Here is a 25,345-nt window from a genome sequence, read left to right as displayed (position 1 = left end):
CCCCAAGGAGCCGAACATGGCCGATCTGCGCTGTACGATTGCCGGCATCACTTCGCCGAATCCCTTCTGGCTCGCCTCCGCGCCGCCGACCGACAAAGCCTATAACGTGAACCGCGCCTTCGAGGCGGGCTGGGGCGGCGTGGTGTGGAAGACGCTTGGCCTCGACCCGCACGTGGTGAACGTTAGCTCGCGCTACGGCGCGGTGCAATGGAACGGCCAGCGTATCGCAGGCCTGAACAACATCGAACTGATCACCGACCGTCCGCTCGACGTCAATCTGAAGGAAATCGCGCAAGTCAAACGCGATTGGCCCGATCGCGCGATGATCGTCTCGCTGATGGTGCCGTGCAACGAACGCGACTGGAAATGGATTCTGCCGCTCGTCGAGGACACCGGCGCGGATGCGGTCGAACTGAATTTCGGCTGCCCGCATGGCATGAGCGAACGCGGCATGGGTGCGGCGGTGGGCCAGGTGCCCGAGTACGTGGAGATGGTCACGCGCTGGGTCAAGGAGGGCACGAAACTGCCGTGCCTCGTCAAACTGACGCCGAACATCAGCGACATTCGTCTGGGTTCGCGCGCGGCCTATAAAGGCGGCGCGGACGGCGTCTCGCTGATCAACACGATCAACTCGATCGTGGCCGTCGATCTCGATGCAATGTCGCCGTTGCCGATGGTCGACGGCAAAGGCACGCACGGCGGCTACTGCGGCCCGGCCGTGAAGCCGATCGCGCTGAACATGGTGGCGGAAATCGCGCGCGACGTAGAAACGCCGAACCTGCCGATTTCCGGTATCGGCGGAATCTCCTCATGGCGCGACGCCGCCGAATTCATGGTGCTTGGCGCGGGCAGCGTGCAGGTCTGCACGGCGGCGATGCACTACGGATTCCGTATCGTTTCCGATCTCGCCGACGGCCTCTCCAACTGGATGGACGAAAAAGGTTACGCAACGCTCGACGACATTTGCGGCCGCGCCGTGCCGAATGTCACCGACTGGAAATACCTGAACCTCAAATACGACATCAAGGCGCGCATCGATCAGGACAAGTGCATTCAGTGTGGCCTGTGCCATATCGCCTGCGAAGACACGGCTCACCAGGCGATCATGAAAGAAAAAGATGGCGTCCGGCATTTTGAAGTGATGGACTCCGAATGTGTCGGCTGCAATCTGTGCATGCACGTGTGTCCGGTCGAGCAGTGCATCACGATGGAACGCGTGGACAACGGCGAGTACGCGAACTGGACCACGCATCCGAACAACCCGGCGCGAGTGGGTGCCGGACAAGGCGCAACGGCGGACGCGGCTGAAACCGCCGAGCCCGCGCATGCCCACGCGGCGAAAGCCGCCTGAAACACGACGTGGTTGCAGGACACGCAGCGCTAGTACTGAACCTGTCATTCCCCAGGGCCCGACGCGCCATTAGAGCCGCGCGGGCCTCAACGATCGAGTGGAGATCCCTAGATGAAGCAGACAGCGCAACCCGCCGACCCGCAGTTCGCAGCCGGCGTGCAGGGCAGCAGTCTTTACAACGACGACCTGGCGCCGACCGGTATCGCGCAGCGCACATGGAAGTGGTATCACTTCGCGGCGCTCTGGGTAGGGATGGTGATGAACATCGCGTCCTACATGCTCGCCGCCGGTTTGACGGAAGAGGGCATGTCGCCGTGGCAAGCCGTGATGACCGTGCTGCTCGGCAACCTGATCGTGCTGGCGCCGATGCTGCTGATTGGCCATGCGGGCGCGAAGCACGGCATTCCGTACGCGGTGCTGGTGCGCTCCTCGTTCGGCACGCAGGGCGCCAAATTGCCGGCGATGCTGCGCGCGATCGTCGCCTGTGGCTGGTACGGGATTCAGACGTGGCTCGGCGGCAGCGCGATCTATACGCTGCTGAACATTCTCACCGGCAACGCGCTGCACGGCGCGGCTTTGCCGTTCCTCGACATCTCGCTTGCGCAACTGGCCTGTTTTCTCGTGTTCTGGGCGCTGCAGATCTACTTCATCGTGCATGGCACCGATTCGATCCGCTGGCTCGAAAGCTGGTCCGCGCCGATCAAGATCGTGATGTGCATTGCGCTCGTGTGGTGGGCGACATCGAAAGCGGGCGGTTTGGGCTCGATGCTGTCGGCGCCGTCGCAATTCGTGCCGGGCGGCAAGAAAGAGGGCATGTTCTGGATCACCTTCTGGCCCGGCCTCACGGCAATGGTCGGTTTCTGGGCCACGCTCGCATTGAATATTCCCGACTTCACGCGTTTTGCCAGAACGCAGCGCGATCAGATCATCGGCCAGTCAGTCGGCTTGCCGGTGCCGATGGCATTGCTCTCGGTGATTTCGGTGGTCGTCACGTCGGCTACCGTGGTGATTTACGGCAAGGCGATCTGGGATCCGATCGACCTGACGAGCCGCATGACCGGCATTGGCGTGGGCGTCGCGCTGATCATCCTGACGCTCGACACCATGTGCTGCAATCTCGCGGCAAATCTCGTCGGTCCGGCCTATGATTTTTCGAGCCTGTGGCCCAAAGGTATTTCGTATCGCGTGGGCGGCATGATTACCGCGACCATCGCAATCGTGATGATGCCGTGGAAGATTCTCGCTACCACGCAGGGTTATATCTTTACATGGCTGGTCGGCTATTCGGCCTTGCTCGGTCCGGTGGCGGGGATTCTGATGGTCGACTATTTCCTGATTCGCGGCACGCGCCTGGACACGCGTGAACTGTTCGACGAACAGGGCGAGTACAGCTACACCGGCGGCTGGAATATCGGCGCGGTGGTCGCGCTCGTGATCGGCGTGCTGCCGAACTTGCCGGGCTTCCTGCACACCGCGTTTCCGGCGTCGTTTCCCAACGTGCCGGCGATCTTCAATACGCTCTATACGTATGCCTGGTTTGTCGGACTCGCGTTGGCGTCGATCGTATATAGCGCGTGGATGAAGCTGAGCAAGGGGCCCAGTGCGCGCGTGGCGAGTGCATGAACAGGAACGAAGTACGCAGCAACGAAACCAGCAGTTCATAAGGAGGCGGCAACATGACGACCCTGATTCGTGGCGGCACGATTATCGACGCGGAGAACACGTATCGTGCGGACGTGTTGTGCGCGGACCCGCAGGACGGCGGCACGATCCTGCAGATCGGCGAGGATCTGCAGGCGCCGGCCGGCGCCACGATCGTCGACGCGGGCGGGCAGTATGTGATGCCCGGCGGTATCGACCCGCACACGCACATGGAATTGCCGTTCATGGGCACCACGGCGAGCGACGATTTCTACACCGGCACAGCGGCGGGTTTGTCGGGCGGCACCACGAGCATCATCGACTTCGTGATTCCGAGCCCGAAGCAGCCGCTAATGGAGGCCTTCAAGGAATGGCGCGGCTGGGCCGACAAAGCGTCTTCGGACTACGGCTTTCATGTCGCGGTGACGTGGTGGGACGATTCGGTCTATCGCGACATGGGCACGCTGGTGCACGAACACGGCGTGTCGAGTTTCAAGCACTTCATGGCCTATAAAAACGCGATCATGGCCGACGACGAAGTGCTGGTGAACAGCTTCTCCCGTTCGCTCGAACTCGGCGCGCTGCCCACCGTGCATGCGGAAAACGGTGAGCTGGTGTTCCAGTTGCAGCGTCAGTTGCTGGCGAAAGGCTTTACCGGTCCGGAGGCGCATCCGCTGTCGCGGCCGCCCGAAGTGGAGGGCGAAGCGGCCAATCGCGCGATCCGGATCGCGCAGGTGCTGGGCGTGCCGGTGTATATCGTGCACGTGTCCGCAAAAGACGCGGTGGATGCCATTGCGCGCGCGCGCAGCGAAGGTCTGCGCGTATTCGGCGAGGTGCTGCCGGGCCATCTGGTGATCGACGAAGCGGTGTATCGCGATCCCGACTGGACCCGCGCGGCGGCCCACGTAATGAGCCCGCCGTTCCGCTCGGCCGAGCATCGCGAGGCGTTGTGGCGCGGTTTGCAAGCCGGCCAGCTGCATACCACGGCGACCGATCACTGCGTCTTCTGCGCGTCGCAAAAGGCGATGGGCCGCGAGGACTTCACGAAGATCCCGAACGGCTGCGGCGGCGTGGAAGACCGGATGGCGGTGCTCTGGCATCACGGCGTGAATTCCGGGCGTCTCACGCCGAACGAGTTCGTGCGTATCACCTCGACGAACGCCGCGCAGATTTTCAACCTGTATCCCCGCAAAGGCGCGGTGCGGGTTGGCGCGGATGCCGACCTGGTAGTGTGGGACCCGAACGCGAGCAGGACGATTTCGGTGAAGACGCATCATCAGAAAGTGGACTTCAACGTGTTCGAAGGCATGACGGTGCAAGGCGTGGCGATGCACACGCTCACGCGCGGCGCGCTCGCGTGGACCGACGGCGAATTGCGCGCGGTGCGCGGTGCGGGCCGTTATCTGAAGCGCCCGCCCAACGGCGCTTACTTCGACGCGATCCGGGTCGCCAACAGGCGCAAGGAGCCGCATCCGGTGGAGCGGTAGGCTATTGGCAATCCCACGGGTGGCGCCGCCATCGAATGCGGCGCCACCCGTTTTTCCATGCCGGGCGTTCGCTCCGGCAGCACTCCTCTCGCGTTTTCCCCGATGGCGCGCAACACACGTTCCATGTTGCGATGCATGCCGCGCCTGCTCTATCTGCTGTAGAGTTGAAATCCACGTCATGTCAGAGGTCATGGCTGTTCGCTTAGCACGCAAGCGCATATGGATCGAAAACCTGATCCTTTGTAAAAACCCAGGCCATTTGCTACAGTCCGCCCACTCAGCCGGGCTCAAACGCCGGCGGGGACTGTCCAACACAAGACCAAGCCACCGACGTGGCCTATTTGACGGAGCCGCCTGATGAAATCGATTCGTTCCATTCTGCTGATCGCGTTGTTCCAGGCGGTGGCCGTGAGCTCCGCATTCGCCGCCGATGAACTCGCGCAGATCAAATCCGCCGGCGTGTTCAGGATCGGCACCGAAGGCACCTATGCGCCATTCACGTATCACGACGAATCCGGCAAGCTGACCGGCTTCGACGTGGAAATCGGCACGGCAATTGCGCAGCGTCTCGGCGTCAAGCCGCAATTCGTCGAAGGCAAATGGGACGGTCTGATCGCGGGTCTCGACGTGAACCGTTACGACGCGGTGATCAACGAAGTGGCCATTACCGACGCGCGCAAGGTCAAATACGATTTCTCCGACCCGTACATCACTTCGCATGCAGCGTTGATCGTGCAGTCGAACAACACCACGATCAAGAATTTCGACGACCTGAAGGGCAAGAAGTCGGCCAACACGCTGACCAGCAACTTCGGCAAGATCGCAGCCGCGCACGGCGCGGAAGTGATTCCCGTGCAGGGCTTCAATGAGTCGATCGACCTGCTGACCTCGGGCCGTGTGGATGCCACCGTCAACGACTCGCTGTCGTTCCTCGACTTCAAGAAGCACAAGCCGGACGCAAAGGTGAAGATCGCCGCGCTCGACACCTCGACCGACAGCAGCGACAAGTCCGCCGTGCTGATCAGGAAGGGCAACCCCGAATTGCAGGCGGCGATCAACAAGGCGCTCGCCGGCATCAGGAAAGACGGCACCTACGCGAAGATTTCCCAGAAGTATTTCGGCAAGGACGTCTCCCAGTAAACGCCTTTCCGCGAGTCTGAATCATGCCGGCATGGTTGCATCTGATGGCGCAGTCGCTGTGGCCCCTGCTGTATGCGGGGCTCGTGTTCACTGTGCCGCTCACGCTGATATCGTTTGCGATCGGGCTGGCGCTCGCGTTCCTCGTCGCACTGGTGCGTCTGTTCGGACCGAAGTGGGCCGTGGCGATCGTGCGCTTCTACGTGTGGCTGTTTCGCGGCTCACCGTTGCTCGTGCAACTATTCGTGATCTTCTACGGATTGCCGAACGTGGGCATCGTGCTCGATCCGTTGACGGCGGCGATCATCGGCTTTTCGTTGAATGTAGGCGCGTACAACTCCGAAGTGATACGCGGCGTGATCGAGTCGATTCCGAAAGGGCAGTGGGAAGCAGCGTATTCGATGGGTATGACGCGCGAGCAGGCCTTGCGCCGCGCCATCCTGCCGCAAGCGGCGCGCGTTGCGCTGCCGCCCTTGTCGAATTCGTTCATCGCGCTGGTGAAAGACACCTCGCTCGCCGCGGTGCTGACCGTGCCTGAAGTGTTTCAGGCGGCGCAGCGGATCGCGTCGGTGACTTACGAGCCGCTGATCCTGTACACCGAGGCGGCCCTGGTTTATCTGGTCTTCAGTTCGGTGTTGTCGTCGGCGCAGGTCAGGCTCGAGCGCAAATTCGGCCGCCACGCACTTTTCCATGCAGGCAACTGATGATCCGACTGGAAAAAATCGACAAGTACTTCGGCGGCCAACGGGTACTGAACTCGGTCGATCTTCAACTTGCCTCGGGCAATGTCACCGCATTGATCGGTCCGTCAGGCAGCGGTAAAAGCACGCTGCTGCGTTGCGTGAATCTGCTCGAGATTCCGGAGTCCGGTTCGCTCGAACTCGGCGACCAGCGGCTGGAATTCAGCCGCGAGCACAAACCCTCGCGCGAAACGGTACTGACGATTCGCCGTCGCACGGGCATGGTGTTTCAGAACTTCCAGCTCTTTCCGCATCTCACGGTGCGGCAGAACGTGATGGAAGGTTTGCTGACCGTGCTGAAGTGGGACAAGGACAAGGCGCGGGTTCGCGCCGACGAATTGCTGGAGAAAGTCGGCATCGCGCAGAAGGCGGATGCGTGGCCTTCGACGCTGTCCGGCGGTCAGCAGCAGCGTGTGGCGATTGCGCGGGCGTTGGCGCCGTCGCCGGAAGTGTTGCTATGTGACGAGCCGACCTCGGCGCTCGATCCCGGTCTCGCCGCGGAAGTGGTGGAGGTGCTCAAGCAACTCGCCACCGAAGGTATGACCATGCTGATGGCCACGCACGACCTGCGGCTTGCCGCGACGATCGCGCGCGACGTGGTGTTTCTGAATAACGGCGTGGTGGTGGAGGCCGGTCCGTCGCGCCAGATCTTCATGCAGCCGCGTGCGCCGGAAACCGAGCGATTCGTGTCTACGCTGACGCACAGTCTGCCGGATGAGTGGACTGCACCGAACTGATCCGAGAAGCAGTAAGGCAGTGGCGGTAGCTATGCCGCAATTCAGCAATTCAGCAGCGCAGCGGGGCAGCGGGTCAAAAGAAAAGGGGGCGTTGAACAACGCCCCCTTTGAACGTTCGCGCTACGAAATCGCAGCCACGCTCCTCAAACCTTAAACGCCCACGCTTTCCGTAGCATCGTTCATGGCGGCCTCGAAGAAGCGCTCCTTCGCTTGCGCATTGACTCGTGCGTAAGCGCGATTCACACCGCTGATCACCGCGCGAATCGAAGCCGTCACCAGATTGGCATCGATACCGACGCCGAATGCGCTGCCGGCCACATCGGCTCCGGCCATTTCGGCAACCGCCACCGCGCGTGCATCGGCACCTTGAGTCAACGCGCGCTCTTCATAATGTTGAATGCGCACCGGCACGCCGATCGCGTGCATCAACGCGTCGAGCGGACCATTACCAGCGCCGTTCAGCACACGCCGCGTGCCGTCGATATCGACCGTGAGCTTGATGTGCTCGCGTCCGTCGCGCTCGGACAGGCTATGGCCGACGTAATGGATCGGCGTGGCGTTCTGCACATATTCCTGCTGGAACAATTCCCAGATCTGCGCGGAGGTGACTTCCTGGCCGCTATCGTCGGTGAAGCGCTGCACGGCCGAGCTGAAATCCACTTGCAGGCGGCGCGGCAACACCACGCCGTAGCCCTGTTCGAGCAGATAGGCAATGCCGCCTTTGCCCGACTGGCTGTTCACGCGAATCACCGAATCGTAGGTGCGGCCCAGATCGGCCGGATCGATCGGCATATAGGGCACTTCCCACATTGCATCCGGTTTTTGCACCGCAAAGCCCTTCTTGATCGCATCCTGATGCGAACCCGAAAAGGCGGTGAACACCAGATCGCCGACATACGGATGACGCGGATGGATCGGCAATTGCGTGCACTCTTCCGCGGTACGCGCGACTTCGTTGATGTTGGAGAAGTCGAGGCCCGGATCGACGCCCTGCGTGTACAGGTTCAATGCGAGCGTAACGAGATCGACGTTACCGGTGCGCTCGCCGTTGCCGAACAAACAGCCTTCGATACGATCCGCGCCGGCCATCACGGCGAGTTCGGCCGCGGCCACGGCAGTGCCGCGATCGTTATGCGGATGCACGGAGATGACCAGCGAATCGCGGCGCTTGAGATTGCGGTGCATCCACTCGATCTGGTCCGCGTAGATGTTCGGCGTGGACATTTCGACGGTGGCCGGCAGGTTGACGATCGCCTTGTGCTCCGGTGTCGGTTCCCAGATGTCGAACACGGCGTCGCAGACTTCCTTGGCGAATTCGATTTCGGTGCCGCTGAACACTTCCGGGCTGTACTGGAACGTGAACTGTGTTTCCGGCATGGTGGCGGCGATGCGCTTCATCGTGCGCGCAGCGTTTTGCGCGAGTTCCTTCACGCCGCTCTTCTCCAGATTGAAGACGATCTTGCGGAATTCCGGCGCGGTCGCGTTGTACAGATGGACGATGGCGCGCGGCACGCCACGCAACGATTCAAAGGTGCGCTGGATCAGATCGTCGCGAGCTTGCGTCAGGACTTCGATCGTGACGTCGTCGGGGATATGGCCGCCTTCGATCAGCTCACGCACGAAATTGAAGTCGGTCTGCGAAGCGGACGGAAACGCGACTTCGATTTCCTTGAAGCCGATCTGCGCCAGCGTCTTGAACATGCGCATCTTGCGCTGCGCATCCATCGGCTCGAAGAGCGACTGATTGCCGTCGCGCAGATCAGTGCTCATCCAGATCGGCGCTTGCGTGATGGTGCGCGACGGCCACTGGCGATCCGTCAAGTCGATGGGCTTGAACGAGCGATATTTGGTAGCGGGGTTCTTCAACATTTTCATCGTCCTTGGGTGAGACCAGATAGCTGGGAGTCGACCGGACGACGAAAAGACATAACTGGGCCGCCGGTCGGAAACCGGGGCTGGGTCAGTTACTGGGGAATTGAGCGGTGCTTCGGGTGTATCAGATAGAAGCGCGCAGCAGCAGACCTAGCCCGGTAGAGGGGGCTAGTAGTAGCGATAGGATGGTCTGGGCGCGGTACATAGTGCGCAATAGGAACATATTATTGGGACGGCGTCAAGCGCCGTCCCGTCCGTGCGCGATCAGTGCGCCGGTTTTACGAAGCGCAAGGTCATGCGGTCCGATTCGCCGATCGCCGCGTATTTCGCCCGGTCGACGTCGCCGCCTTCGAAGGTCGGCGGCAGCGACCAGACGCCGTTGGGATAGTTTTTCGTGTCACGCGGGTTGCTGTTCACCTCGCTCTTGCCGGCCAGCTCGAAGCCGGCCGCGCGCGCGTGTTCGATCACGTAGTCTTCGGTCACGTAGCCGGTATCGATGGTTTGTTGCAGCGAGGTGCCCGGCGCCGCGCGATGTTCCTCGACCCCGAGCGCGCCGCCCGGCTTGAGCGCTGCGTAGAAGGCGCGCAGGTTCGCGTCGATCTGGCCGTCCTTGATCCAGTTGTGGATATTGCGGAAGGTCAGCACCTCATCGACGCTGGCATCGGCTGGAAAACCGCTGAACTGGCCCGCATGCAGCGTGCCGACCACGACCTTGCCGTAGACGGCGGGCGTGGCCGCGAGCTTGCGTGCGAACGCAGCCCGGCCGGCCTGTGCCTCCACCGATGGTCCGCCCTGCGGGCCGTCGTACTGCGCCTCGAAGAGCTTGCCGTGGTCGTGCAGATACGGCGCGAGGATCTCCGTATACCAGCCGCCGCCCGGCTCGATCTCCAGCACGCTTTGTGACGGCGCGAGTTCGAAGAATTGCAGCGTCTCTTTCGGATGACGGTAGATATCGCGCGTGCGGGCCTTGTCGCCGCGCTGCGGTCCGGCAATGGCCGCGTCGAGCAGCGCGGGATCGACCGATGCAGAGGCGGAAGTCGAGGCTGACGGGCCGGCGCAGGCCGCGAGAAGCAGCGCCGCACTCAACGCGGCGAGCGCGGTGCGCGACGCGCGAGTCTGGAGATTGGGTCGAGGGTTCATGGCGTCCATTATCGGGTTCGATCGGCCTGGAAGGAAATCGGCAATCGGCATAAGGATAGGCGCTTGCTCGATTTGCTGCGTGGCGCCGCAGCAGCCGGGAACGCGAGGAATAAATGACCGGGGCAGCCAGTTTTCCTGTTTGCTGCAGGTCGCGCCACGCCGGGCGAATCCGAAGCGTCAGATGGCGCGTATAAATGGTGGTCAGGGGGTGGTCAGGGTTTGCCGTCGCGCGCGGGCCTGGCGTGTGTCGAGCGCAACCTGATTCTTTTCTTTTCATTTCATTTTGCTGGAGGCAGGTATGAAACGAACATCGAGGAGGTGGCGGGCAGGGCAGGTGTTACTGTGCGCGGCTGCGTGCGCGATCGCCGCGCAGGCGGGAGCGCAAGGCCTGAGTCCGCAGGACGACATGAATGCGCCGCAAAACAGCACGCGTTTGATGCCGAACGCAGCGCGAGGCAGCGAATATCCGACGCACGGCAACCAGCAGGCAGGGGAAATGAACCTGAATCCGACCGATCCGCGCGCGCAACTGGTCAACGGCTTGCCGAACCACGCGAATTCCGGCGGCTATGGTTCACCGCTCGCCGGCGTACGTACCTACGTGCAACCGCAAACGCCGGCGAACTGAGCGGTCGCGCGCCTGGCGGTCATGCAGCATCGCGCGCTGGACAGCTGCGCATCTTTGCACGGACCGTGCCGTTTTTTTTCGTCGATTCTCTTGCTGATGTGCCGCTCGTCGTCACTCAGAGCCCGAATATGATCCGCGGCGTATCGTTCTGCGCGATCACCGAGACGCCGATCACCACCAGGATCAGCGGTAGCAGCGCCGTGCCGTAGCGCCGGATCGGCGCGCCGAGCAGTGGATGTTTGACGAGCCATACGGCGCCCGCGCACCAGAGCCCGATCATCACGATAAAGACCAGCGAGATGAATGCACCCTCGCTGTGTGAATGGCTTGCGTACAGCGGCACATAGACGGCGAGATTGTCGGAACCGTTGGCGATGGCAACGCAGGCCACCACCCACCGGGATGAGGCGCGTGCGGCGGGCGGCTCGCCGCCGGCCCGCCGCGTTTCCTCCTGTTGCGCGCTGCGGGGGCCAAAGCGCTCCCATGCTTTGGCGAGTCCCACGCCGATGGGCAGGATGCCGAGCAATCCGACATAACCCGCCGGCAGATGCTTCAGCAATGCGGCGAGCAGCATTGACCCCACGATCAAGGTCAGCGAGCCGGCACACTGCCCGGCGATCACGCGACACCGCTCGCCGCCCGCTTCCGCCAGGAAGGCGAGCAGCACGAACAGGTTGTCGATGTTGGTGGCGGTGTAACCCGCGATAGCGAGCAGGGCAAGGCTGAACATGCGGGAAAGCTGGTCGGCACAAAGTGAGAAAGATTGAGAGGGCGAAGCGATGTTGATCGCGAGGCACGGCCGGGAAGCCGGCGGCGCGCTGGAAGGACGGCGGCCGGTCAACACGATGCCGGTGCAAGCCGCTGCGGTCAAGCAGTCACTGTGTTACTCGCGGTGGATAGGCCGTGAAGATGTCCGTTGCCATATGCAGCCGGTACGTTGCTTCCGGCATTGAATGGACACGCGACCGGGTGCGCTGAGCGGGTGCAGGTCAAGCGGCCCGTAAGCTACAATTGCCGACGGCTTGAAAAACGGAACATCAATGAAGATTCGGATTCTCTTTATCGCCTGCGTCACGGCTGCTGCTTTGCTGGCGGGCTGTACGACTGTCTATAAGAACACGGACGCGTGCGAGCAGTTGATGCGAAGCAAGCTGGCGGATACGTCGGCGGATACGCTGAAGATCGCCCATGCGGGCTCAGGCATTAACGGCTCGCGGGTGGTGGTCGAGGGATCGATCGAGCATGTGGGGGTGCCTGCGTCTGTGGCGTCTGTGGCTTCAGTGACGAAAGCGCCGCTGACCGCTTCGGGCGCACAGGCGGCGTCTGCGGCATTGCCGGCTTCGGCGGTGTCCGTTGGTGCTTCTGGGGCATCAGGCGCTTCGGCAACCGAAGCACTCTCGCTCAAGCCCGCCAAACCGCAGAAGATCGTCACGCCAGCCGCCGCCGAGTGCACGTTCCACGGGCCGACGCTGAGCGCATTCAACTGGCTCGCACCGGCGAATCTTGTGACCCCGGCCGCGAACGCGACGGAATAACGCATCGGGCAATGGCAAGTCGAGTGGTGATTGGTGACACAAGGAAACTTGCGGCGCATGGCAAGCCGTGAGGCAAAGCAAGCCGTGAGGGCAGGCAAGCCGCAACGACCTTCAAACCACCGCAACCTTCAAACCACCGCAACCTTCAAACCACCGCAACCTTCAAACCACCGCAACCTTCAAACCACCGCAACCTTCAAACCACCGCCTCCTCGCGTTGGCGCTGCTTGTCCCGCACCAGTCGCAACACGCTTTCACCAAACGCCTGCGGCCGCCCTTCAAAGCAGCGCTCCACCGCCTGCGTGTCAATCAGACGCAGCCGCAAGGCCGTGCGCTCAGCGTGCGCATCGATCATTCGCACGGCGGCGGCGATGTAGTCCTCAACGCTCTCCGCTGTCGCCCACGACGGCATGCCCACGCGCTCGAACAGCGCGCCGTCGATCCGTTCGAACACTTCCGGCCCGCGCTTGCAGATGCCGGGCAAACCCAGCGTGAGCGCGTCGACGATACCGTTGGTATTGCCGAACGGAAACGGGCTGAGAAAGAGGTCGGAGCGATTGACCCGCGCCAGATAATCCGCGTAATCGTGAAAGCCGTGCACGACCGCGCGCGGCAACGCCTGGCGGATGACTTCGCGCATGCGCTCGAGCGGTAAACCGTAAGGTACGCCGCTCATGAAGTGAAACTCCACAGGCGTTGCAGCGCGCGTGCCGATCTCGCGGCACGCTTCGAGAAAGCCGGGATTGAGCTTCATTGCGCTGGCCGTGATGACCACCTCCAGCGTTTCACGTGACGGCGGCACTTCCGCGACGATATCCGGCAGCGCCACCGACGGCCGGTACGGCTGACCGTCTTTCGGCAGCTTCAGCAGACGTTCGCTGAAGCAGGCCGGGTCGCCGACGTAATCTTCCTCGACGCTGACGTAGTCGATCTTGTCGGAGTGAGTCGTGGCCGGATGGCCGAGCCCGGCGATCTGCAGCGGCGCAACGCGCAGGTTCGACATGAACACCGTCAGCGCGAACATGCCGACACTCGGCATATAGAGCACGTCGGGACGTTCCGCCTCGGCAAAGTCGCGAATTGTTTTCAGACATTCGCCGATGTATTCCGGTTCCTCCAGTTCGATGAAGCGGTCGAACACCGCGCGCCCGATGTCGTCGATAGCGTAGCCGAAGCTGAAGGCCACCACCTCGAAATGCTCGCGCGCGGCTTCGAGCGTGCGCGAGTGCGTGCGGTAGATGGAATGGGCGCCGCCGAACCATTCGAGCACGACCAGCATGAGCGGCTTTTTGCCACGCTGCTTGCGGCTCTTTGCGGGCGACAACTGCGACGCGGGAAGGTCGGTCAGCCCCAGTTGGTTCAGCTTGCGGCGCACCAGTGCATTGATGTCGCGTTTGATCTCGTGCCGCCGCGGCGTGTCCGCATAGCTGCAAAACATATACGCGTTGTGCAGCAGGGCCGTGGGCAGGTCGTCGAGGTCGGCGATCTGCTGCAGTTTGCCGGGAAGCCATTCCATCAGCGCCTCGCGCTTGATGTGCGCACTCGCCGAGCCCTTGAAGACCGGCGCCAGCAATACCAGCGCGAGACAGGCGGCGAGGGATTTGTTGTACGCCCACAGCGCCGCGAAGTCGAGTTCGAGTTCCGATTCCGTGGAGTAGAGAACGCAGAGTTTCTCGACGAAGCTGTCGCCCGGCAGAAACTGGGCGTTCTCCTGACCGCGCGGATTCAGGTTGCGGGCGACATGGTCCGCATTGCCGAATGCCGTGGAGGAGAAGACGAGGCCGACCCATTCGTGCAGTGTCAGCAACAGCCTGAAGCACTCGGGCGGCAGCTTGAACGCCGGGTCGGCGAACAGGGTCGAAGCCGCGCTCGCGAGGCGTGTGCAGAAGCGTTGGCGTTGCTCGTCAGGCGGCAGATCGGCTATGCCCGACGCAAGAAAGCAGCCGTCCAGCTTGCCGCGCTTCTGCTGCAGAAGCGCGAGCGCGGCAATGAACTGGATGGAAGCCTTGACGTGCTGTTGCGTATAAACGAGCTGCTCGAAGTGATCGAGCGAAAAAGTGGGTTCTTCCATCTGCCGACAATTCCAGAATTTGCATGACTAACTAACTGGAAGGCAGTTAGCCGGAAAGCGGAAATTATCGCAGTCGGTGGATATCAAATCTGTGCGTTCGGCGAGTTTGGGAATTTTCAGCGACGAAAGAAGCCGCGCGCTCAGAACGCGTAGTAAGGGCCTGGTCCCGCCGACGTCTCGCGCGAGGCGATCGCCGTATAGACGCGTCGTCCGAAGAAGAACGGCAGGCCCCAGCCGAAGCCGCTGCTGGCCACGCCGGCAAGGTTATTGAACGCGTTATTCGCCGACGCGAACAGCGCGCTCGAATTGCCGATCGCAAACGACACCATGCTCGACGCGCCGTCCGTGCCCGTGATCGCGGCGCTCGCGGCCTGCACCGAGGGCGGGCAGTACCAGAAGCCGCACTGCGGCAACTGGCTATTGCTGAAGAAGAGCCCGTTCGAGCCGCTGTCGAGATAGCTTTGCGAATACGTCTGGCCGCCGCTCGTGGTGACGACGTAGCCCGTCACCGAATTCGCCTTGAGGACGCTGGCGCCGCCGAGCGTGTTGTTCGCCTGGGTGCCGATGCCGAAGATCATCGAGCCCGATACGCTCGCCGCGCCGGCGTCGGCGATGGCCGGCAGGTCGATCACCACGCCGTTGTTGTCGAGCGCGAAGCGGCTGACCGGATTGGTCACCTGTTGCGCGAGCGCCTGCGTGCTCGCCTGGCAGGCGCCGCTCGCGTCGCAACTGTAGTACCAGCGCGGCAGCGCGCTATTGACGCAGCCGCTGCCGCAGTCGGCCGTGAACAGGCCGACGCCGAGAATGCCGTTCGAGCGCAGGCCCGCCACCGTCTGCATGGCGCGGCCGGAGCCCGCGCAGTCGGCGGGCACGGTGGGCACCGCCGGGTCGGCGATGGTCTGGATCGGGATCGACGCGGCCAACTGGCCGGCCATGCGCACGTCCGCGCTGCGCACCGCGCCCCACGTGTAGCCGCCGCCGAACACCGCGCACTCGCCCGCCATGCCGCCGCCCGACGCGATTGCCGCGAGCGGGAGGCTCGCCGGCAGCGCGGAGGCGAGAATCCGCAAGCCGTGCGAGCCGGTGTCGACCTGGACATTGTCGATCGTCGCGCAGTTGTCAGTGCCGGGCTGGCAGACGGTGACGCTCGTCGTCAGCATATTGCGCGTCAAGCCTGGCGCGGTGGTGACGATGATCGGCTGGATATTCGGCGTAGTCGACTGCGGTACGGAGCCGTTCGACGCGGCGGGCGGCGTGGCGGCCGGCGGCGCGCTCGCGGCGGCCGGGCTGCTGGCCGAAGTGGTCTGGGACGTGGCGGCCGGGGTGCTGCCGCCACCGCCGCCGCACCCCGCAAAGGCGGCGCAGACGAGGAGCAGGGCGGGAAGGCTAAGGGCGGATTTCATGGCGTCGTGAGCTGGGGTGGAGGCGGAGTCTCGAGGCTGTGCGCGTCACTGGAAATCGTCGGCCGTGACGCCGGCCGGCAGCGCCGCGGGCAGCCATGCGCGGCCCACGTAACCGCGCATCGGCCCGCCGGATTCCACGACCACGTCCGGCCGTGCCACGCGCGAGACATGCAGATTGCCGTCGGCGGTCGCTGCTTCGGCGCCCGCGCGATACGAGCCGGCATAGGTTCCGAGCAGTGCGCGCAGGTCGGGCATGGTTGGCCCTTGCCACGTGTAGGCGATGATCTGGCCGGTGTTCGTGGCGTACTCGTTGATGGTCGTGTTGCCCGCGTCGGTCAGCGTGCGCATGCGCAGCGCGCCGTTCAGCAAGCTGCGTGGCGCGGTCGCGTTCGAACTCGCCTGATCCGGCATGGCGCCACCCAATTGGGCGCGCGCATCGGCGCTGGCGCACGACACGGCAATGGCCATTGCGCAGGCGGCGAGAGTCGGGGAGAAGGTGGGCACTGGCATGATGGTCGTCTCTCGGTTGGCGCCCTCGAAGGCTTCTTGAAATGTCTATTTCAAGATATCACTGAGGTTTTCTGACCGTTACCAGAAGCGGTATTCGACTATTTCGAGATCTCAAAATTAGCCGTGCGAGAGGCCCGGAAAAGGCCGTTGAATCAATACACTGTCGAGTAAGTAGGGTGTATCTGACAGGCGCTTGGGAAATGTGGGTAATTGTTAAATCTGCCGCGCGGCAAGCCGGTTTCAGGCGCGAAAACCAGTCGCCTGAAACCCTGGGAAGCTGCGCGCCGCGAGGGCGGTTCCAGATCCCTGGCGTGAGTAGATCGGGTGCCATTTCCCAGCGGCTCACGCTGCTTAATTCGCACGCAAACCCGGGTTTTTGCACACGGGTCGCCGGGATCGGTAAAATGTTGGGTTGATCCACGGAAACTTGCCGTGGCGTAGCGGAAGGATTCCCCGAACATGACTGATCTTCGTCTTACCAAGCGGTTTGCAGTAATGCTGATGGCAGGCGGTCTGGTCGCCGGCTGCGGCACGTCGTCGCCGACCAAAATCGACTACAAGAGCGACTCGAAATCGAAGCAGGTGTCACTCGCCGTACCGCCGAACATGATTGATGAGACGGCCGATCAGCGTTCGTTGCCCCCGCAGGGCGGCGAAACCTCGTTGTCCACGCTCCAGCAGGTCCAGGCGCAGGCGCCGTCGGCCAACTCCGTGGTGGTGGTGCCGCAGGTCGCCGGCATGCATATCCAGCGCGACGGCACCGAAAGCTGGCTGGTCATCGACAACAAGGCGCCAGATCAGGCATGGGCGCAGATTCGCCGTTTCTGGCAGGAGCAGGGTTTCCTGCTGGTGGTCGACCAGCGCGACAAGGGCGTGATGGAAACCGACTGGAACGAAACGCACGCTCAGATCAACGACGGCCTGATCCGCAACACGCTGTCCAAGGCGATGGGCAACAGCTATGTGACCTCGGAGCGCAACAAGTACCGCACGCGTCTCGAAGCGGCGCCGAATGGCGGCACCTATGTGTTCATCAGCCAGAAGGGCATGCGTGAAGCGCTCAGCGGCACGAACAACGATTCGAGCACCTGGGTGCCGAAGCCGAACGACCCGGGCCTCGAACAGGAATATCTGAAGCGGCTGCAAGCAGCGCTGGCACTGGCCGATTCGCGCACCAAGCCGGGCGACACGCAAAGCGCCGAGCTCTCGCCGGCCGGTGCGCAAACGGCGCCTAACGCGGCCACGGCGGGCGCAAAGTCGGCGGCTGCGGCCACGGCGGCGCGAAACGTCGCGTTGTCCGCGCAGCAGCCCACGCCGGACGCGGATTCGGCGAACAATACATCGGCGCAGCTCTCCTCCACGGAGCTCACGCTCGGCGAGCCATATGACCGCGCCTGGTTGCGCGTGGGCCTCGCGCTCGACCGCAGCAATTTCACCGTCGACGACCGCGATCTGACCCGTGGCCTGTACTTCGTGCGCTACGTCGATCCGAAGGATATGACGTCGGCGGAACAGGGCTTCTGGAGCCAGGTGTTTCACGGCAAGAAGGAGAAAGTGGCCAAGCAGTATCTCGTGAACGTGCGCGCGGTGACGCCTGACCAGACGCGCGTGGCCGTGGTCAACGACCAGGGCGCGATCGACGAAAGCCCGCAGGCCAAGCAGATCATGAGTCTGATGGTTGACCAGTTGCACTAAGGCGCAGCAGGTTCGAGCACCGTCTGAATGTCTGAACCCGCCCGGGATTGACTCCCGGGCGGGTTTTTTTATGCCCGGATGTCTATCGCCGGATATGAAGCAGCGCGCGGCCCGGACAGAGATCGCCCGCGTGCGCATGTGTTTTGCTTGGCTTGCAGAATACCGGTACGAACCGGCATTCAATGGGAGTTGGCCATGTTCGACGTGATTCCTTACTGGATGTGGGCCGCGAGCTTGCTCGTCCTGGCGCTGGTGTGCGGCGCAGCCTTGAGCCCGCGCGAGGCGCGGCGGCCAACCGGCTTGCGGATGCGGCACACGGCGGCGCGTCGAACGAAGTGGCCGACGCCTTGAACCGTCCTTGCCGCCGTCCTGAACCGCTTGCCGTATTCCGCAACGGCAACCGTACATGCGGCCGCCTCGTGCAGCCGCATGTAACGTGACGTTACCCCGGTGACGTAACTTTCAAAGCCTTCCTTCCGGCCGCCGCCATCTTTTTCTCCTGTAAGAAAATCCAATAAGAATCAACTGTTTGCCCTTGATGGCTCCCGTCGTTTGACAAACTGGCACACAAGCTGCTTTTGTAAGTTCGTGGAGCCGGGCCGGCTTGCCGCACGTGGGTTTGCGGCGAGCCGTCAATCCAGCGATCCGGTCAACGACTCCAGCATCCAGCATCCAGCATCCAGCATCGGCCAACGAACCGCTGCTTAGCCCGATGACGGCCCGCGCGTGTAGCGCGCGGCCTCGGTGGCCCCGTCGCCTATCCTCGTAGGGCGACGGTTTCGCCCGCACTCCTGTGGAGTGCGGGCTATTTTTTTGTGCCTGGGAGTTGCTGCGGCTTGGGGACGGCGGGAAGAACGGCAGTATCGGCGACGCCGGGAAGCGTCGCGCGAACGAAGCGGTTTTCAGGTATCCGCGCGGCGCGTGCCGATCCACGGCAGGCGTTTGATGACGCCGGTGGCCAGCGCGGTGCCGACCAGGATTACGCCGCAACCTTCCAGCATGCCGGGCGACACGCTCTCGCCGAGAAACAGCGCGCCCCACAGAATGCCGAAGATCGGAATGACGAAGGTCACGGTAATGGCGCGCGCCGGTCCGGCCACCGCGATCAGATGGAAGAACAGCATATATGCCACGCCGGTACACGCGACGCCGAGCGCGATCACCGCGCCCCATGCGTGCAGCGAGACCGGCGCCGCCGGCCAGTAGATCACGGCGAGCGGCAGCAGCACGAGCGTGGCGCCGGTCATGGTGCCCGTAGCGACGGTCAGCGCGTCGACGCCCGTCAGATGGCGCTTGGTGTAATTGGCGGCGACGCCGTACAGCAGCGTGGCGCCGAGCGCGGCGGCGGCCGCGAGCGCAGTCGTGAGCGGCGTGGCGGGCGTACCGTTCGGCGCGGCGATCTGATCCCACACCAGCATCAATACGCCGAGAAAGCCAATCACCAGCCCGAGCGTGCGTAGCGCGCTCAGCCGGTCGCGCAGCCAGACAAAGCCCACCAGCGCGCCCCACAGCGGCGTGCTCGCATTGATCACGGAGGTCACTCCCGCCGACAGCGTCAGCTCGGCATAGGCGAACAGGCAGAAGGGCGCCGCCGAATTCAGGATGCCGACCACCAGCAGCGGGAAGGCTCGCGTGCGCAGGATGGCCGCGGATTGGCGCAGCGGGCGTCGCGCGATCAGCACGACGGCGAGAAAGGCCGCGCCGATGCCGACGCGCAGCGCCATCAACGGTGCGACGCCGAAGTCGGTTACGCCGACGCGGATAAACAGGAACGAGGCGCCCCACAGGGCGGCGAGGATCAGCAACTGCAGCAGGTTCTTGGCATTCATGAGGGTGGCGCCGCGCGCGGTTGAGTCGAGACGCCCGCGCATCGTAACAGCGCTATCGTGCGAAACGTTTCAGGCTGGAATGAAACGGCAAGATCCGGGAGATGAAAGGCGTCTGATAGTGGTGATCGTAAAGGCCGCAGTGGCACGCGCAAAACGAGCAATTCTCACGCTGATGTGAGAAAAATTACGACCAGGGCAATGTGGTGGAACGGAGCACGCAAGCGTGAGCGGGTATCCGCTTGAAGTCCGCGAATTATTTTGCGGCGACCATTTAGACGGCGGACATGAAATGCATGAGCGAAGGAAGGGGGCGGGGGCGGCCCGCACCACCCGCACGACCGCCGCGCCCGTACTCGCCTCAATGCGCTCCGCTCAGTGCGGAATCATCCACTGCAGGAAATTCTGCTGCACCCAGACCAGCACGCCGAGCAGTACCGTCAGCAGCATTGAATGCTTGAACGTTTTGGCGAACACCACGCCCTCCTTGCCTTTGAGTTCGGTGGTCGCCACGCCGGTCGAGATGTTTTGCGGCGAGATCATCTTGCCCATCACGCCGCCCGACGAGTTCGTCGCCGCCATCAGGATCGGGTTGAGATTCAACTGGTTGGCCGCCACCACCTGCAGGTTGCCGAACAGCGCGTTGCCGGACGTATCGCTGCCGGACAGGAACACCGCGACCCAGCCGAGGAACGCCGACACCAGCGGGAAGAACGGTCCGACCGAGGCAACGCCCAGCCCGAGCGTGTACGTGAGGCCCGAGTAATTCATCAGATACGCGAGCCCGACGATGGTCGCCACTGTCAGGATGGCGATGCGCGTCTGCACCCACGTGTCGGCGATGGCCGCGCCGAACTCGCGCGGGCTCAGCTTGACGACGAACGCGGTGATCAGCGCGGCGACCAGAATGGCAGTGCCGGTCGCGAGCGGCTGGAAGTCCCACACCGCGCCATACGTCGTGTTGTACAGCGTGATGAACACGGCCTTGTCGAGGCCGGGCCACGGCACCTTGATGTCGCCGATCAGGAAGATCTTCGCCACGGTCCAGACGATCACCACGACCGACACGATGATCCACGGATACCAGCCCTGGCCGCCGCCGATCTTGCCGCGCACCTCGCCGACCCGGTCGATGTTGACCGCGAATTTCGGATCCGCTGCGGGTCGCCAGACGCGCAGGAAGGCAATCGTCAGAATGAGCGAGACCATCGACGACAGGACGTCGGTCAGGCTGTAGTTCACGAAGTTCGAGGCGACGAACTGCGTCAGCGCGAAGCTCGCGCCGGATACCAGCAGCACCGGCCACACCTTCAGCATGTTGCGAAAGCCCGCATAGACGCTGATGACATAGAAGGGCAGCAGGAAGGCGAAGAACGGCAACTGGCGGCCGACCATTTTGGCGAGCGAATCGGCCGGCAGGTGCGTGACCGCGCCGAGCACGGTGATCGGCACGCCGAGCGCGCCGAAGGCGACCGGCGCGGTATTGAAGATCAGCGTGAAGGTGAGCGCTTCGAGCGTGGGAAAGCCGAGCAGAATCAGCAACGAACTGGTAATGGCGACCGGCGTGCCGAAGCCGGAAATCCCTTCGAGCAGCGCGCCGAACGAAAACCCGATCACCACCAGCACGACGCGCCGGTCGTTCGGCAGGTTGTCGATCATCCACATGCGAAAGGCCGCAAAGCGGCCCGAGCGCTGCGAGATGTTGTAAAGCAGGATCGCCGTGAACACGATCCACATGACCGGCCAGCAGGCGAACACGGCGCCGGCGACCACCGAATTGACCGCGAGTCCCACCGGAAACTGCCAGACAAAGACCGCCACGATCAGGCCGACGATCAACCCCGCGAGCGAAGCCTGCCACGCCGGCCGGCGCGCCCAGCCAAGCAGAAGCAGCACGACGATGATCGGCAGGGCCGCGACGAGGAACGAGGGCAATAGCGAATTGCCGACAGGAGTGAGTAGCTGGTGGAACATCACGTCTCCTTCGTTGTTGTTCGAACTCGACGCGCCACTCCGCCTGAAGGGGCGCGTCGCTCTGGCATGACGGATGGGTGCCGACGGCAGCACGTGCGGGACGGGCCGGGGCGCCTTTTTAAGCAGATACTGTGTGCGGCTTACCGAAGCATAGAACCCCGTCGGGCTGCGTCAAGAAGGGAAACTACGGGCGAAGCAGACAGGGGCTGGGAGCGCGTCTTGCGCCCGCGCGGGGCCGCACGGTGCGCGAGACGACGAGCGACACGACGAGCGATGCGACGAGCGATGCGCGGGTCCATGCGGGGTGCGCATCGGGCGAAACGTCGGGCGAGGGTGAATCGTAAGGCGGCTGTCAGTGCCCATGTCCGTGACCGCCCCATCCACCCCCATAACCATGACCGCCGCCCCAGTAACCGCCGAACCCGAAACCGATCGAGACCGACGGCGCGTACCAGCCCGGATAGCCGTAATAGGCCGGATAGACCGGTGGCGGATAGTAGACGGGATAAGCCGGCGCAACATAAACCGGCGGGGCGGCGACCGCGTAAGTGGGCGGCGAGCTTTGCTGAGCCGCTTGCGCCTGCGCCTGTTGCTGCTGCTGTTGACCTGCGGATGAGTCGACTTGCCCGACGGGCACTTGTTGCTGAGTAGCAGTGGCCGGCACCGTGGCGTAGTACGGCGGGTAGTAGCCGGCCGGGTAGTAGCCGTATGGGTAATAGCAACCGGAGAGCGTGAGAACACAGACCACACCTCCAAGCGCAATACCCGTGTTGGAAAGACGTGGCGAGGAATCACCGGAAAAGGGCCGCGGCAACCGCCGGCCGATCGCACACACCGTGTTGATGAGGCGGGACTTCATGACGCGCTCCTGGTTGAATCGAACGCCGCCGTTGGGGCGACAGGGCATCAGCTTACGCTGCTCCCGCGCCAACCGGATTGCAAATCCGTAACGGCTTATTTCACCTTATTGCAGCGTCACTTGAAAACGGGCATCGGAGACATCTCGCCCGCCCGGGAAGCAGCGCGTCCGGCTCTCTGTGAGCCGCGCATCGCCGGACTCACCTTTGTGTCATGGATAGCGCGAAGACCGGGCGTCCGGTTACTTGCCCACCTCATGCCCGATGACTCCGCCCGCCGCCGCACCGCCGATCGTCGACAGCGCATTGCCGCCGACCGCCGCGCCCGCCGCGCCGCCCAGGCCTGCGCCGATGGCCGTATCACGGCCCTGCCGGCTCATGCCTTCACACGCGGAAAGACTGACCACCGCTGCCACGATGGCCGCGAGCGTACTGATTTGACGAATCGATTTCATGATGCTGACTCCGGTACTTGTGATTGGAAGTAGTCACCGTTCTTCCATTTGATGTTATCGCCGCAGCCCGTGTCCGGATGTGTGCACCTGTCAACGAACTGACGGTTTCGTAATCAAATGTTTCCCTTCATTCAGCACGCGGCGTGCCCGGCCGCTGGAAACGCAAAAGCCCGCTGGTGGCGGGCTTCGATACTGCAATGCAGAGGTCTGGCGGACCGGATGGCGGATGGAACCGCGCAGCGCTAACGGTGCATCCGCGTCCGAACCTTACTGCCGCTGATAAATCTCGGCGCCTTTCTTCATGAACTCGATCGACTTCACTTCCATACCTTTCTTCAGCGCTTCGTCGTCGGTGACGCCTTGTTGCGCGGCGAACTCGCGCACGTCCTGCGTGATTTTCATCGAGCAGAAGTGCGGCCCGCACATCGAACAGAAATGCGCGACCTTGGCCGAATCCTTCGGCAGCGTTTCGTCGTGGAATTCGCGCGCCTTGTCCGGATCGAGACCGAGGTTGAACTGGTCTTCCCAGCGGAATTCGAAGCGCGCTTTCGAAAGCGCGTTGTCACGCACCTGCGCGCCGGGATGGCCCTTCGCCAGATCGGCGGCGTGCGCGGCGAGCTTGTAGGTGATGATGCCGGTCTTGACGTCGTCCTTGTTCGGCAAGCCGAGGTGCTCCTTCGGCGTGACGTAGCACAGCATGGCCGTGCCGAACCAGCCGATCATCGCAGCGCCAATGCCCGACGTGATGTGGTCGTAGCCCGGCGCGATGTCCGTGGTCAGCGGTCCCAGCGTGTAGAACGGCGCTTCGTCGCACCATTCCAGTTGCAGATCCATGTTTTCCTTGATGAGTTGCATCGGCACGTGGCCGGGGCCTTCGATCATGGTCTGCACGTCGTGCTTCCACGCGATCTGCGTGAGTTCGCCGAGCGTCTTCAATTCGCCGAGCTGCGCTTCGTCGTTGGCGTCGTAGATCGAGCCGGGGCGCAGGCCGTCGCCCAGCGAGAAGGCCACGTCATACGCCTTCATGATTTCGCAGATGTCTTCGAAGTGCTCGTACAGGAAGCTTTCCTTGTGATGAGCGAGACACCATTTCGCCATGATCGAGCCGCCGCGCGAGACGATGCCCGTCATGCGTTTGGCCGTGAGCGGCACGTATTGCAGACGCACGCCCGCATGAATCGTGAAGTAGTCGACGCCTTGCTCGGCCTGTTCGATCAGCGTGTCGCGGAAGATTTCCCACGTCAGGTCTTCGGCCTTGCCGTTGACCTTTTCGAGCGCCTGGTAGATCGGCACCGTGCCGATCGGCACTGGGCTATTGCGGATGATCCACTCGCGCGTTTCGTGAATGTGCTTGCCGGTGGACAGGTCCATCACCGTGTCGCCGCCCCAGCGGATCGCCCACGTCATCTTGTCGACTTCCTCGCCGATGGAAGACGACACCGCTGAATTGCCGATGTTCGCATTCACCTTCACGAGGAAGTTGCGGCCGATGATCATCGGCTCGCTTTCCGGGTGATTGATGTTGTTCGGGATGATCGCGCGGCCGCGCGCCACCTCTTCGCGCACGAACTCCGGCGTGATTTCGGTGAGGCCGTTCGGACCGAACGCGCTCGCGCCGAACGCCTGGCCCGGATGCTGGCGGCCCATCATCGCGGCGAGCTTTTCGCCGTTCGGGCCGCTCGTCTTCAGGCTTTCCAGATACTCGGCGCGGCGCTGGTTTTCGCGAATCGCGATGTACTCCATTTCCGGCGTGATGATGCCTTTGCGCGCGTAGTGCATCTGCGAGACGTTCTTGCCGGCGATCGCGCGGCGCGGCGTGCGGTGCAGGCCCTGGAAGCGCAGGTCGGCGGTTGCCGTGTCGGCGGCGCGTTCGCGGCCGAAGTCGCTCGACAAGCCGGTCAGCGCTTCGGTGTCGCCGCGCTCTTCGATCCAGGCCTGACGCAGTGCCGGCAGACCGGCGCGGATGTCGATTTTGGCATCCGGGTCCGAGTAGGGGCCCGACGTGTCGTAGACATAGACCGGCGGATTCTTTTCGCCGCCGAAGCTGTCGGACGTGTCGGCCTGCGAGATTTCGCGCATCGGCACGCGGATGTCGGGACGCGAGCCGGTCACGTAGACCTTGCGGGAATTCGGCAGCGGCGCGACAGCGGCTTCGTCGACGTGCGCGTCGGCGGAAAGGAACTTCGGGTTGGCGTTCATGCGTATCTCCGTTGCAAAGCTATGTGGGGCGGCTAAGCAGGAGACGAGACGGAAGTTGTCGGAAATCGCGAGAGGTGAGGCGATAAA

General features: G+C 63.1%; 21 protein-coding genes. 9 read left to right on the top strand and 12 right to left on the bottom strand.

Annotation, left to right across the window (positions count from 1 at the left end; genetic code table 11):
- Positions 1 to 16: 16 nt before the first annotated feature.
- The 6 genes from preA (at position 17) to PDMSB3_RS13740 (ending at position 7,093) form a co-directional block, all read left to right on the top strand.
- Entirely contained in the window at positions 17 to 1,351 is a 1,335-nt protein-coding gene (gene preA / locus PDMSB3_RS13765; protein WP_007181160.1) for an NAD-dependent dihydropyrimidine dehydrogenase subunit PreA, read from the top strand.
- A gap of 111 nt (positions 1,352 to 1,462) precedes the next feature.
- Positions 1,463 to 2,974, top strand: coding sequence for an NCS1 family nucleobase:cation symporter-1 (locus PDMSB3_RS13760; RefSeq protein WP_007181161.1), 1,512 nt, complete (start codon positions 1,463 to 1,465; stop codon positions 2,972 to 2,974).
- Positions 2,975 to 3,027: 53 nt separating this feature from the next.
- Entirely contained in the window at positions 3,028 to 4,479 is a 1,452-nt protein-coding gene (hydA, locus tag PDMSB3_RS13755; RefSeq protein WP_165186629.1) for a dihydropyrimidinase, read from the top strand.
- 357 nt (positions 4,480 to 4,836) lie between these two features.
- A complete protein-coding gene (locus PDMSB3_RS13750; protein ID WP_007181164.1) occupies positions 4,837 to 5,619 on the top strand; it encodes an amino acid ABC transporter substrate-binding protein in 783 nt (260 codons plus the stop codon).
- Positions 5,620 to 5,642: 23 nt separating this feature from the next.
- Positions 5,643 to 6,320, top strand: a complete 678-nt coding sequence (locus tag PDMSB3_RS13745) for an amino acid ABC transporter permease (RefSeq protein ID WP_007181165.1) — start codon at positions 5,643 to 5,645, stop codon at positions 6,318 to 6,320.
- Positions 6,320 to 7,093: an amino acid ABC transporter ATP-binding protein gene (locus PDMSB3_RS13740; protein WP_007181166.1), complete on the top strand. Its 774-nt coding sequence runs from the start codon at positions 6,320 to 6,322 to the stop codon at positions 7,091 to 7,093. Before PDMSB3_RS13745 ends, PDMSB3_RS13740 begins: the two co-directional genes overlap by 1 nt.
- A gap of 150 nt (positions 7,094 to 7,243) precedes the next feature.
- On the opposite strand, the gene leuA is transcribed toward PDMSB3_RS13740, so the two are convergent.
- Complete coding sequence (leuA, locus tag PDMSB3_RS13735) at positions 7,244 to 8,962, bottom strand: 2-isopropylmalate synthase (RefSeq protein WP_165186627.1); 1,719 nt, start codon at positions 8,960 to 8,962, stop codon at positions 7,244 to 7,246.
- A 267-nt stretch (positions 8,963 to 9,229) separates the two neighbouring features.
- Positions 9,230 to 10,114 (bottom strand): class I SAM-dependent methyltransferase, encoded by an 885-nt coding sequence (locus PDMSB3_RS13730; RefSeq protein WP_007181168.1) that lies wholly within the window; start codon positions 10,112 to 10,114, stop codon positions 9,230 to 9,232.
- A 289-nt stretch (positions 10,115 to 10,403) separates the two neighbouring features.
- Here PDMSB3_RS13730 and PDMSB3_RS13725 point away from each other — a divergent pair, with 289 nt between their 5' ends.
- On the top strand, positions 10,404 to 10,733 hold the full coding sequence (locus PDMSB3_RS13725) for a hypothetical protein (protein ID WP_007181169.1): 330 nt from the start codon (positions 10,404 to 10,406) through the stop codon (positions 10,731 to 10,733).
- 115 nt (positions 10,734 to 10,848) lie between these two features.
- Here PDMSB3_RS13725 and PDMSB3_RS13720 read toward each other — a convergent pair whose 3' ends face one another.
- Positions 10,849 to 11,463 (bottom strand): cadmium resistance transporter, encoded by a 615-nt coding sequence (locus tag PDMSB3_RS13720; protein WP_007181170.1) that lies wholly within the window; start codon positions 11,461 to 11,463, stop codon positions 10,849 to 10,851.
- A gap of 310 nt (positions 11,464 to 11,773) precedes the next feature.
- Between PDMSB3_RS13720 and PDMSB3_RS13715 the strand changes: the two genes are divergently transcribed.
- A complete protein-coding gene (locus tag PDMSB3_RS13715; RefSeq protein WP_007181172.1) occupies positions 11,774 to 12,268 on the top strand; it encodes a hypothetical protein in 495 nt (164 codons plus the stop codon).
- Positions 12,269 to 12,464: 196 nt separating this feature from the next.
- On the opposite strand, the gene PDMSB3_RS13710 is transcribed toward PDMSB3_RS13715, so the two are convergent.
- From PDMSB3_RS13710 to PDMSB3_RS13700, 3 genes are all read right to left on the bottom strand, one after another.
- Positions 12,465 to 14,339, bottom strand: coding sequence for a glycosyl transferase family 1 (locus PDMSB3_RS13710; RefSeq protein ID WP_165186625.1), 1,875 nt, complete (start codon positions 14,337 to 14,339; stop codon positions 12,465 to 12,467).
- A 140-nt stretch (positions 14,340 to 14,479) separates the two neighbouring features.
- On the bottom strand, positions 14,480 to 15,742 hold the full coding sequence (locus PDMSB3_RS13705) for a DUF3443 domain-containing protein (RefSeq protein ID WP_007181174.1): 1,263 nt from the start codon (positions 15,740 to 15,742) through the stop codon (positions 14,480 to 14,482).
- Positions 15,743 to 15,787: 45 nt separating this feature from the next.
- Entirely contained in the window at positions 15,788 to 16,252 is a 465-nt protein-coding gene (locus PDMSB3_RS13700) for a DUF2844 domain-containing protein (RefSeq protein WP_007181175.1), read from the bottom strand.
- A gap of 459 nt (positions 16,253 to 16,711) precedes the next feature.
- Here PDMSB3_RS13700 and bamC point away from each other — a divergent pair, with 459 nt between their 5' ends.
- Positions 16,712 to 17,947, top strand: a complete 1,236-nt coding sequence (gene bamC, locus PDMSB3_RS13695; protein ID WP_007181176.1) for an outer membrane protein assembly factor BamC — start codon at positions 16,712 to 16,714, stop codon at positions 17,945 to 17,947.
- A 212-nt stretch (positions 17,948 to 18,159) separates the two neighbouring features.
- On the opposite strand, the gene PDMSB3_RS13690 is transcribed toward bamC, so the two are convergent.
- The 6 genes from PDMSB3_RS13690 to thiC all read right to left on the bottom strand — a co-directional run bounded on the left by PDMSB3_RS13690 (position 18,160) and on the right by thiC (position 25,258).
- Complete coding sequence (locus PDMSB3_RS13690) at positions 18,160 to 18,462, bottom strand: hypothetical protein (protein ID WP_165184131.1); 303 nt, start codon at positions 18,460 to 18,462, stop codon at positions 18,160 to 18,162.
- A gap of 387 nt (positions 18,463 to 18,849) precedes the next feature.
- Positions 18,850 to 19,776: a DMT family transporter gene (locus tag PDMSB3_RS13685; RefSeq protein ID WP_035518536.1), complete on the bottom strand. Its 927-nt coding sequence runs from the start codon at positions 19,774 to 19,776 to the stop codon at positions 18,850 to 18,852.
- A gap of 372 nt (positions 19,777 to 20,148) precedes the next feature.
- Positions 20,149 to 21,747, bottom strand: coding sequence for an L-lactate permease (locus PDMSB3_RS13680; protein ID WP_007181181.1), 1,599 nt, complete (start codon positions 21,745 to 21,747; stop codon positions 20,149 to 20,151).
- A 352-nt stretch (positions 21,748 to 22,099) separates the two neighbouring features.
- On the bottom strand, positions 22,100 to 22,606 hold the full coding sequence (locus PDMSB3_RS13675) for a hypothetical protein (RefSeq protein WP_007181182.1): 507 nt from the start codon (positions 22,604 to 22,606) through the stop codon (positions 22,100 to 22,102).
- Between the two features lie 240 nt (positions 22,607 to 22,846).
- Entirely contained in the window at positions 22,847 to 23,059 is a 213-nt protein-coding gene (locus tag PDMSB3_RS13670) for a glycine zipper 2TM domain-containing protein (protein ID WP_007181183.1), read from the bottom strand.
- 267 nt (positions 23,060 to 23,326) lie between these two features.
- Positions 23,327 to 25,258 carry a phosphomethylpyrimidine synthase ThiC gene (gene thiC, locus PDMSB3_RS13665; RefSeq protein WP_165186622.1) on the bottom strand — a complete coding sequence of 644 codons (1,932 nt, stop codon included), beginning with the start codon at positions 25,256 to 25,258 and terminating at the stop codon, positions 23,327 to 23,329.
- Positions 25,259 to 25,345 lie beyond the last annotated feature (87 nt).

The organism is Paraburkholderia dioscoreae, assembly GCF_902459535.1.
Lineage (GTDB): Bacteria > Pseudomonadota > Gammaproteobacteria > Burkholderiales > Burkholderiaceae > Paraburkholderia > Paraburkholderia dioscoreae.
The sequence above is the reverse complement of the archived record's forward strand: the minus strand, read 5'-3'. Positions and strand labels throughout refer to the sequence as shown.

Coding starts and splice junctions, on each gene's coding strand:
- PDMSB3_RS13740 (WP_007181166.1), top strand. CDS start 6,320: ATGATCCGACTGGAAAAAATCGACAAGTACTTCGGCGGCCAACGGGTA.
- PDMSB3_RS13680 (WP_007181181.1), bottom strand. CDS start 21,747: ATGTTCCACCAGCTACTCACTCCTGTCGGCAATTCGCTATTGCCCTCG.
- bamC (WP_007181176.1), top strand. CDS start 16,712: ATGACTGATCTTCGTCTTACCAAGCGGTTTGCAGTAATGCTGATGGCA.
- PDMSB3_RS13685 (WP_035518536.1), bottom strand. CDS start 19,776: ATGAATGCCAAGAACCTGCTGCAGTTGCTGATCCTCGCCGCCCTGTGG.
- PDMSB3_RS13720 (WP_007181170.1), bottom strand. CDS start 11,463: ATGTTCAGCCTTGCCCTGCTCGCTATCGCGGGTTACACCGCCACCAAC.
- PDMSB3_RS13725 (WP_007181169.1), top strand. CDS start 10,404: ATGAAACGAACATCGAGGAGGTGGCGGGCAGGGCAGGTGTTACTGTGC.
- PDMSB3_RS13730 (WP_007181168.1), bottom strand. CDS start 10,114: ATGGACGCCATGAACCCTCGACCCAATCTCCAGACTCGCGCGTCGCGC.
- PDMSB3_RS13715 (WP_007181172.1), top strand. CDS start 11,774: ATGAAGATTCGGATTCTCTTTATCGCCTGCGTCACGGCTGCTGCTTTG.
- preA (WP_007181160.1), top strand. CDS start 17: ATGGCCGATCTGCGCTGTACGATTGCCGGCATCACTTCGCCGAATCCC.
- leuA (WP_165186627.1), bottom strand. CDS start 8,962: ATGTTGAAGAACCCCGCTACCAAATATCGCTCGTTCAAGCCCATCGAC.
- thiC (WP_165186622.1), bottom strand. CDS start 25,258: ATGAACGCCAACCCGAAGTTCCTTTCCGCCGACGCGCACGTCGACGAA.
- PDMSB3_RS13705 (WP_007181174.1), bottom strand. CDS start 15,742: ATGAAATCCGCCCTTAGCCTTCCCGCCCTGCTCCTCGTCTGCGCCGCC.
- PDMSB3_RS13670 (WP_007181183.1), bottom strand. CDS start 23,059: ATGAAATCGATTCGTCAAATCAGTACGCTCGCGGCCATCGTGGCAGCG.
- PDMSB3_RS13675 (WP_007181182.1), bottom strand. CDS start 22,606: ATGAAGTCCCGCCTCATCAACACGGTGTGTGCGATCGGCCGGCGGTTG.
- PDMSB3_RS13760 (WP_007181161.1), top strand. CDS start 1,463: ATGAAGCAGACAGCGCAACCCGCCGACCCGCAGTTCGCAGCCGGCGTG.
- PDMSB3_RS13745 (WP_007181165.1), top strand. CDS start 5,643: ATGCCGGCATGGTTGCATCTGATGGCGCAGTCGCTGTGGCCCCTGCTG.
- hydA (WP_165186629.1), top strand. CDS start 3,028: ATGACGACCCTGATTCGTGGCGGCACGATTATCGACGCGGAGAACACG.
- PDMSB3_RS13700 (WP_007181175.1), bottom strand. CDS start 16,252: ATGCCAGTGCCCACCTTCTCCCCGACTCTCGCCGCCTGCGCAATGGCC.
- PDMSB3_RS13710 (WP_165186625.1), bottom strand. CDS start 14,339: ATGGAAGAACCCACTTTTTCGCTCGATCACTTCGAGCAGCTCGTTTAT.
- PDMSB3_RS13750 (WP_007181164.1), top strand. CDS start 4,837: ATGAAATCGATTCGTTCCATTCTGCTGATCGCGTTGTTCCAGGCGGTG.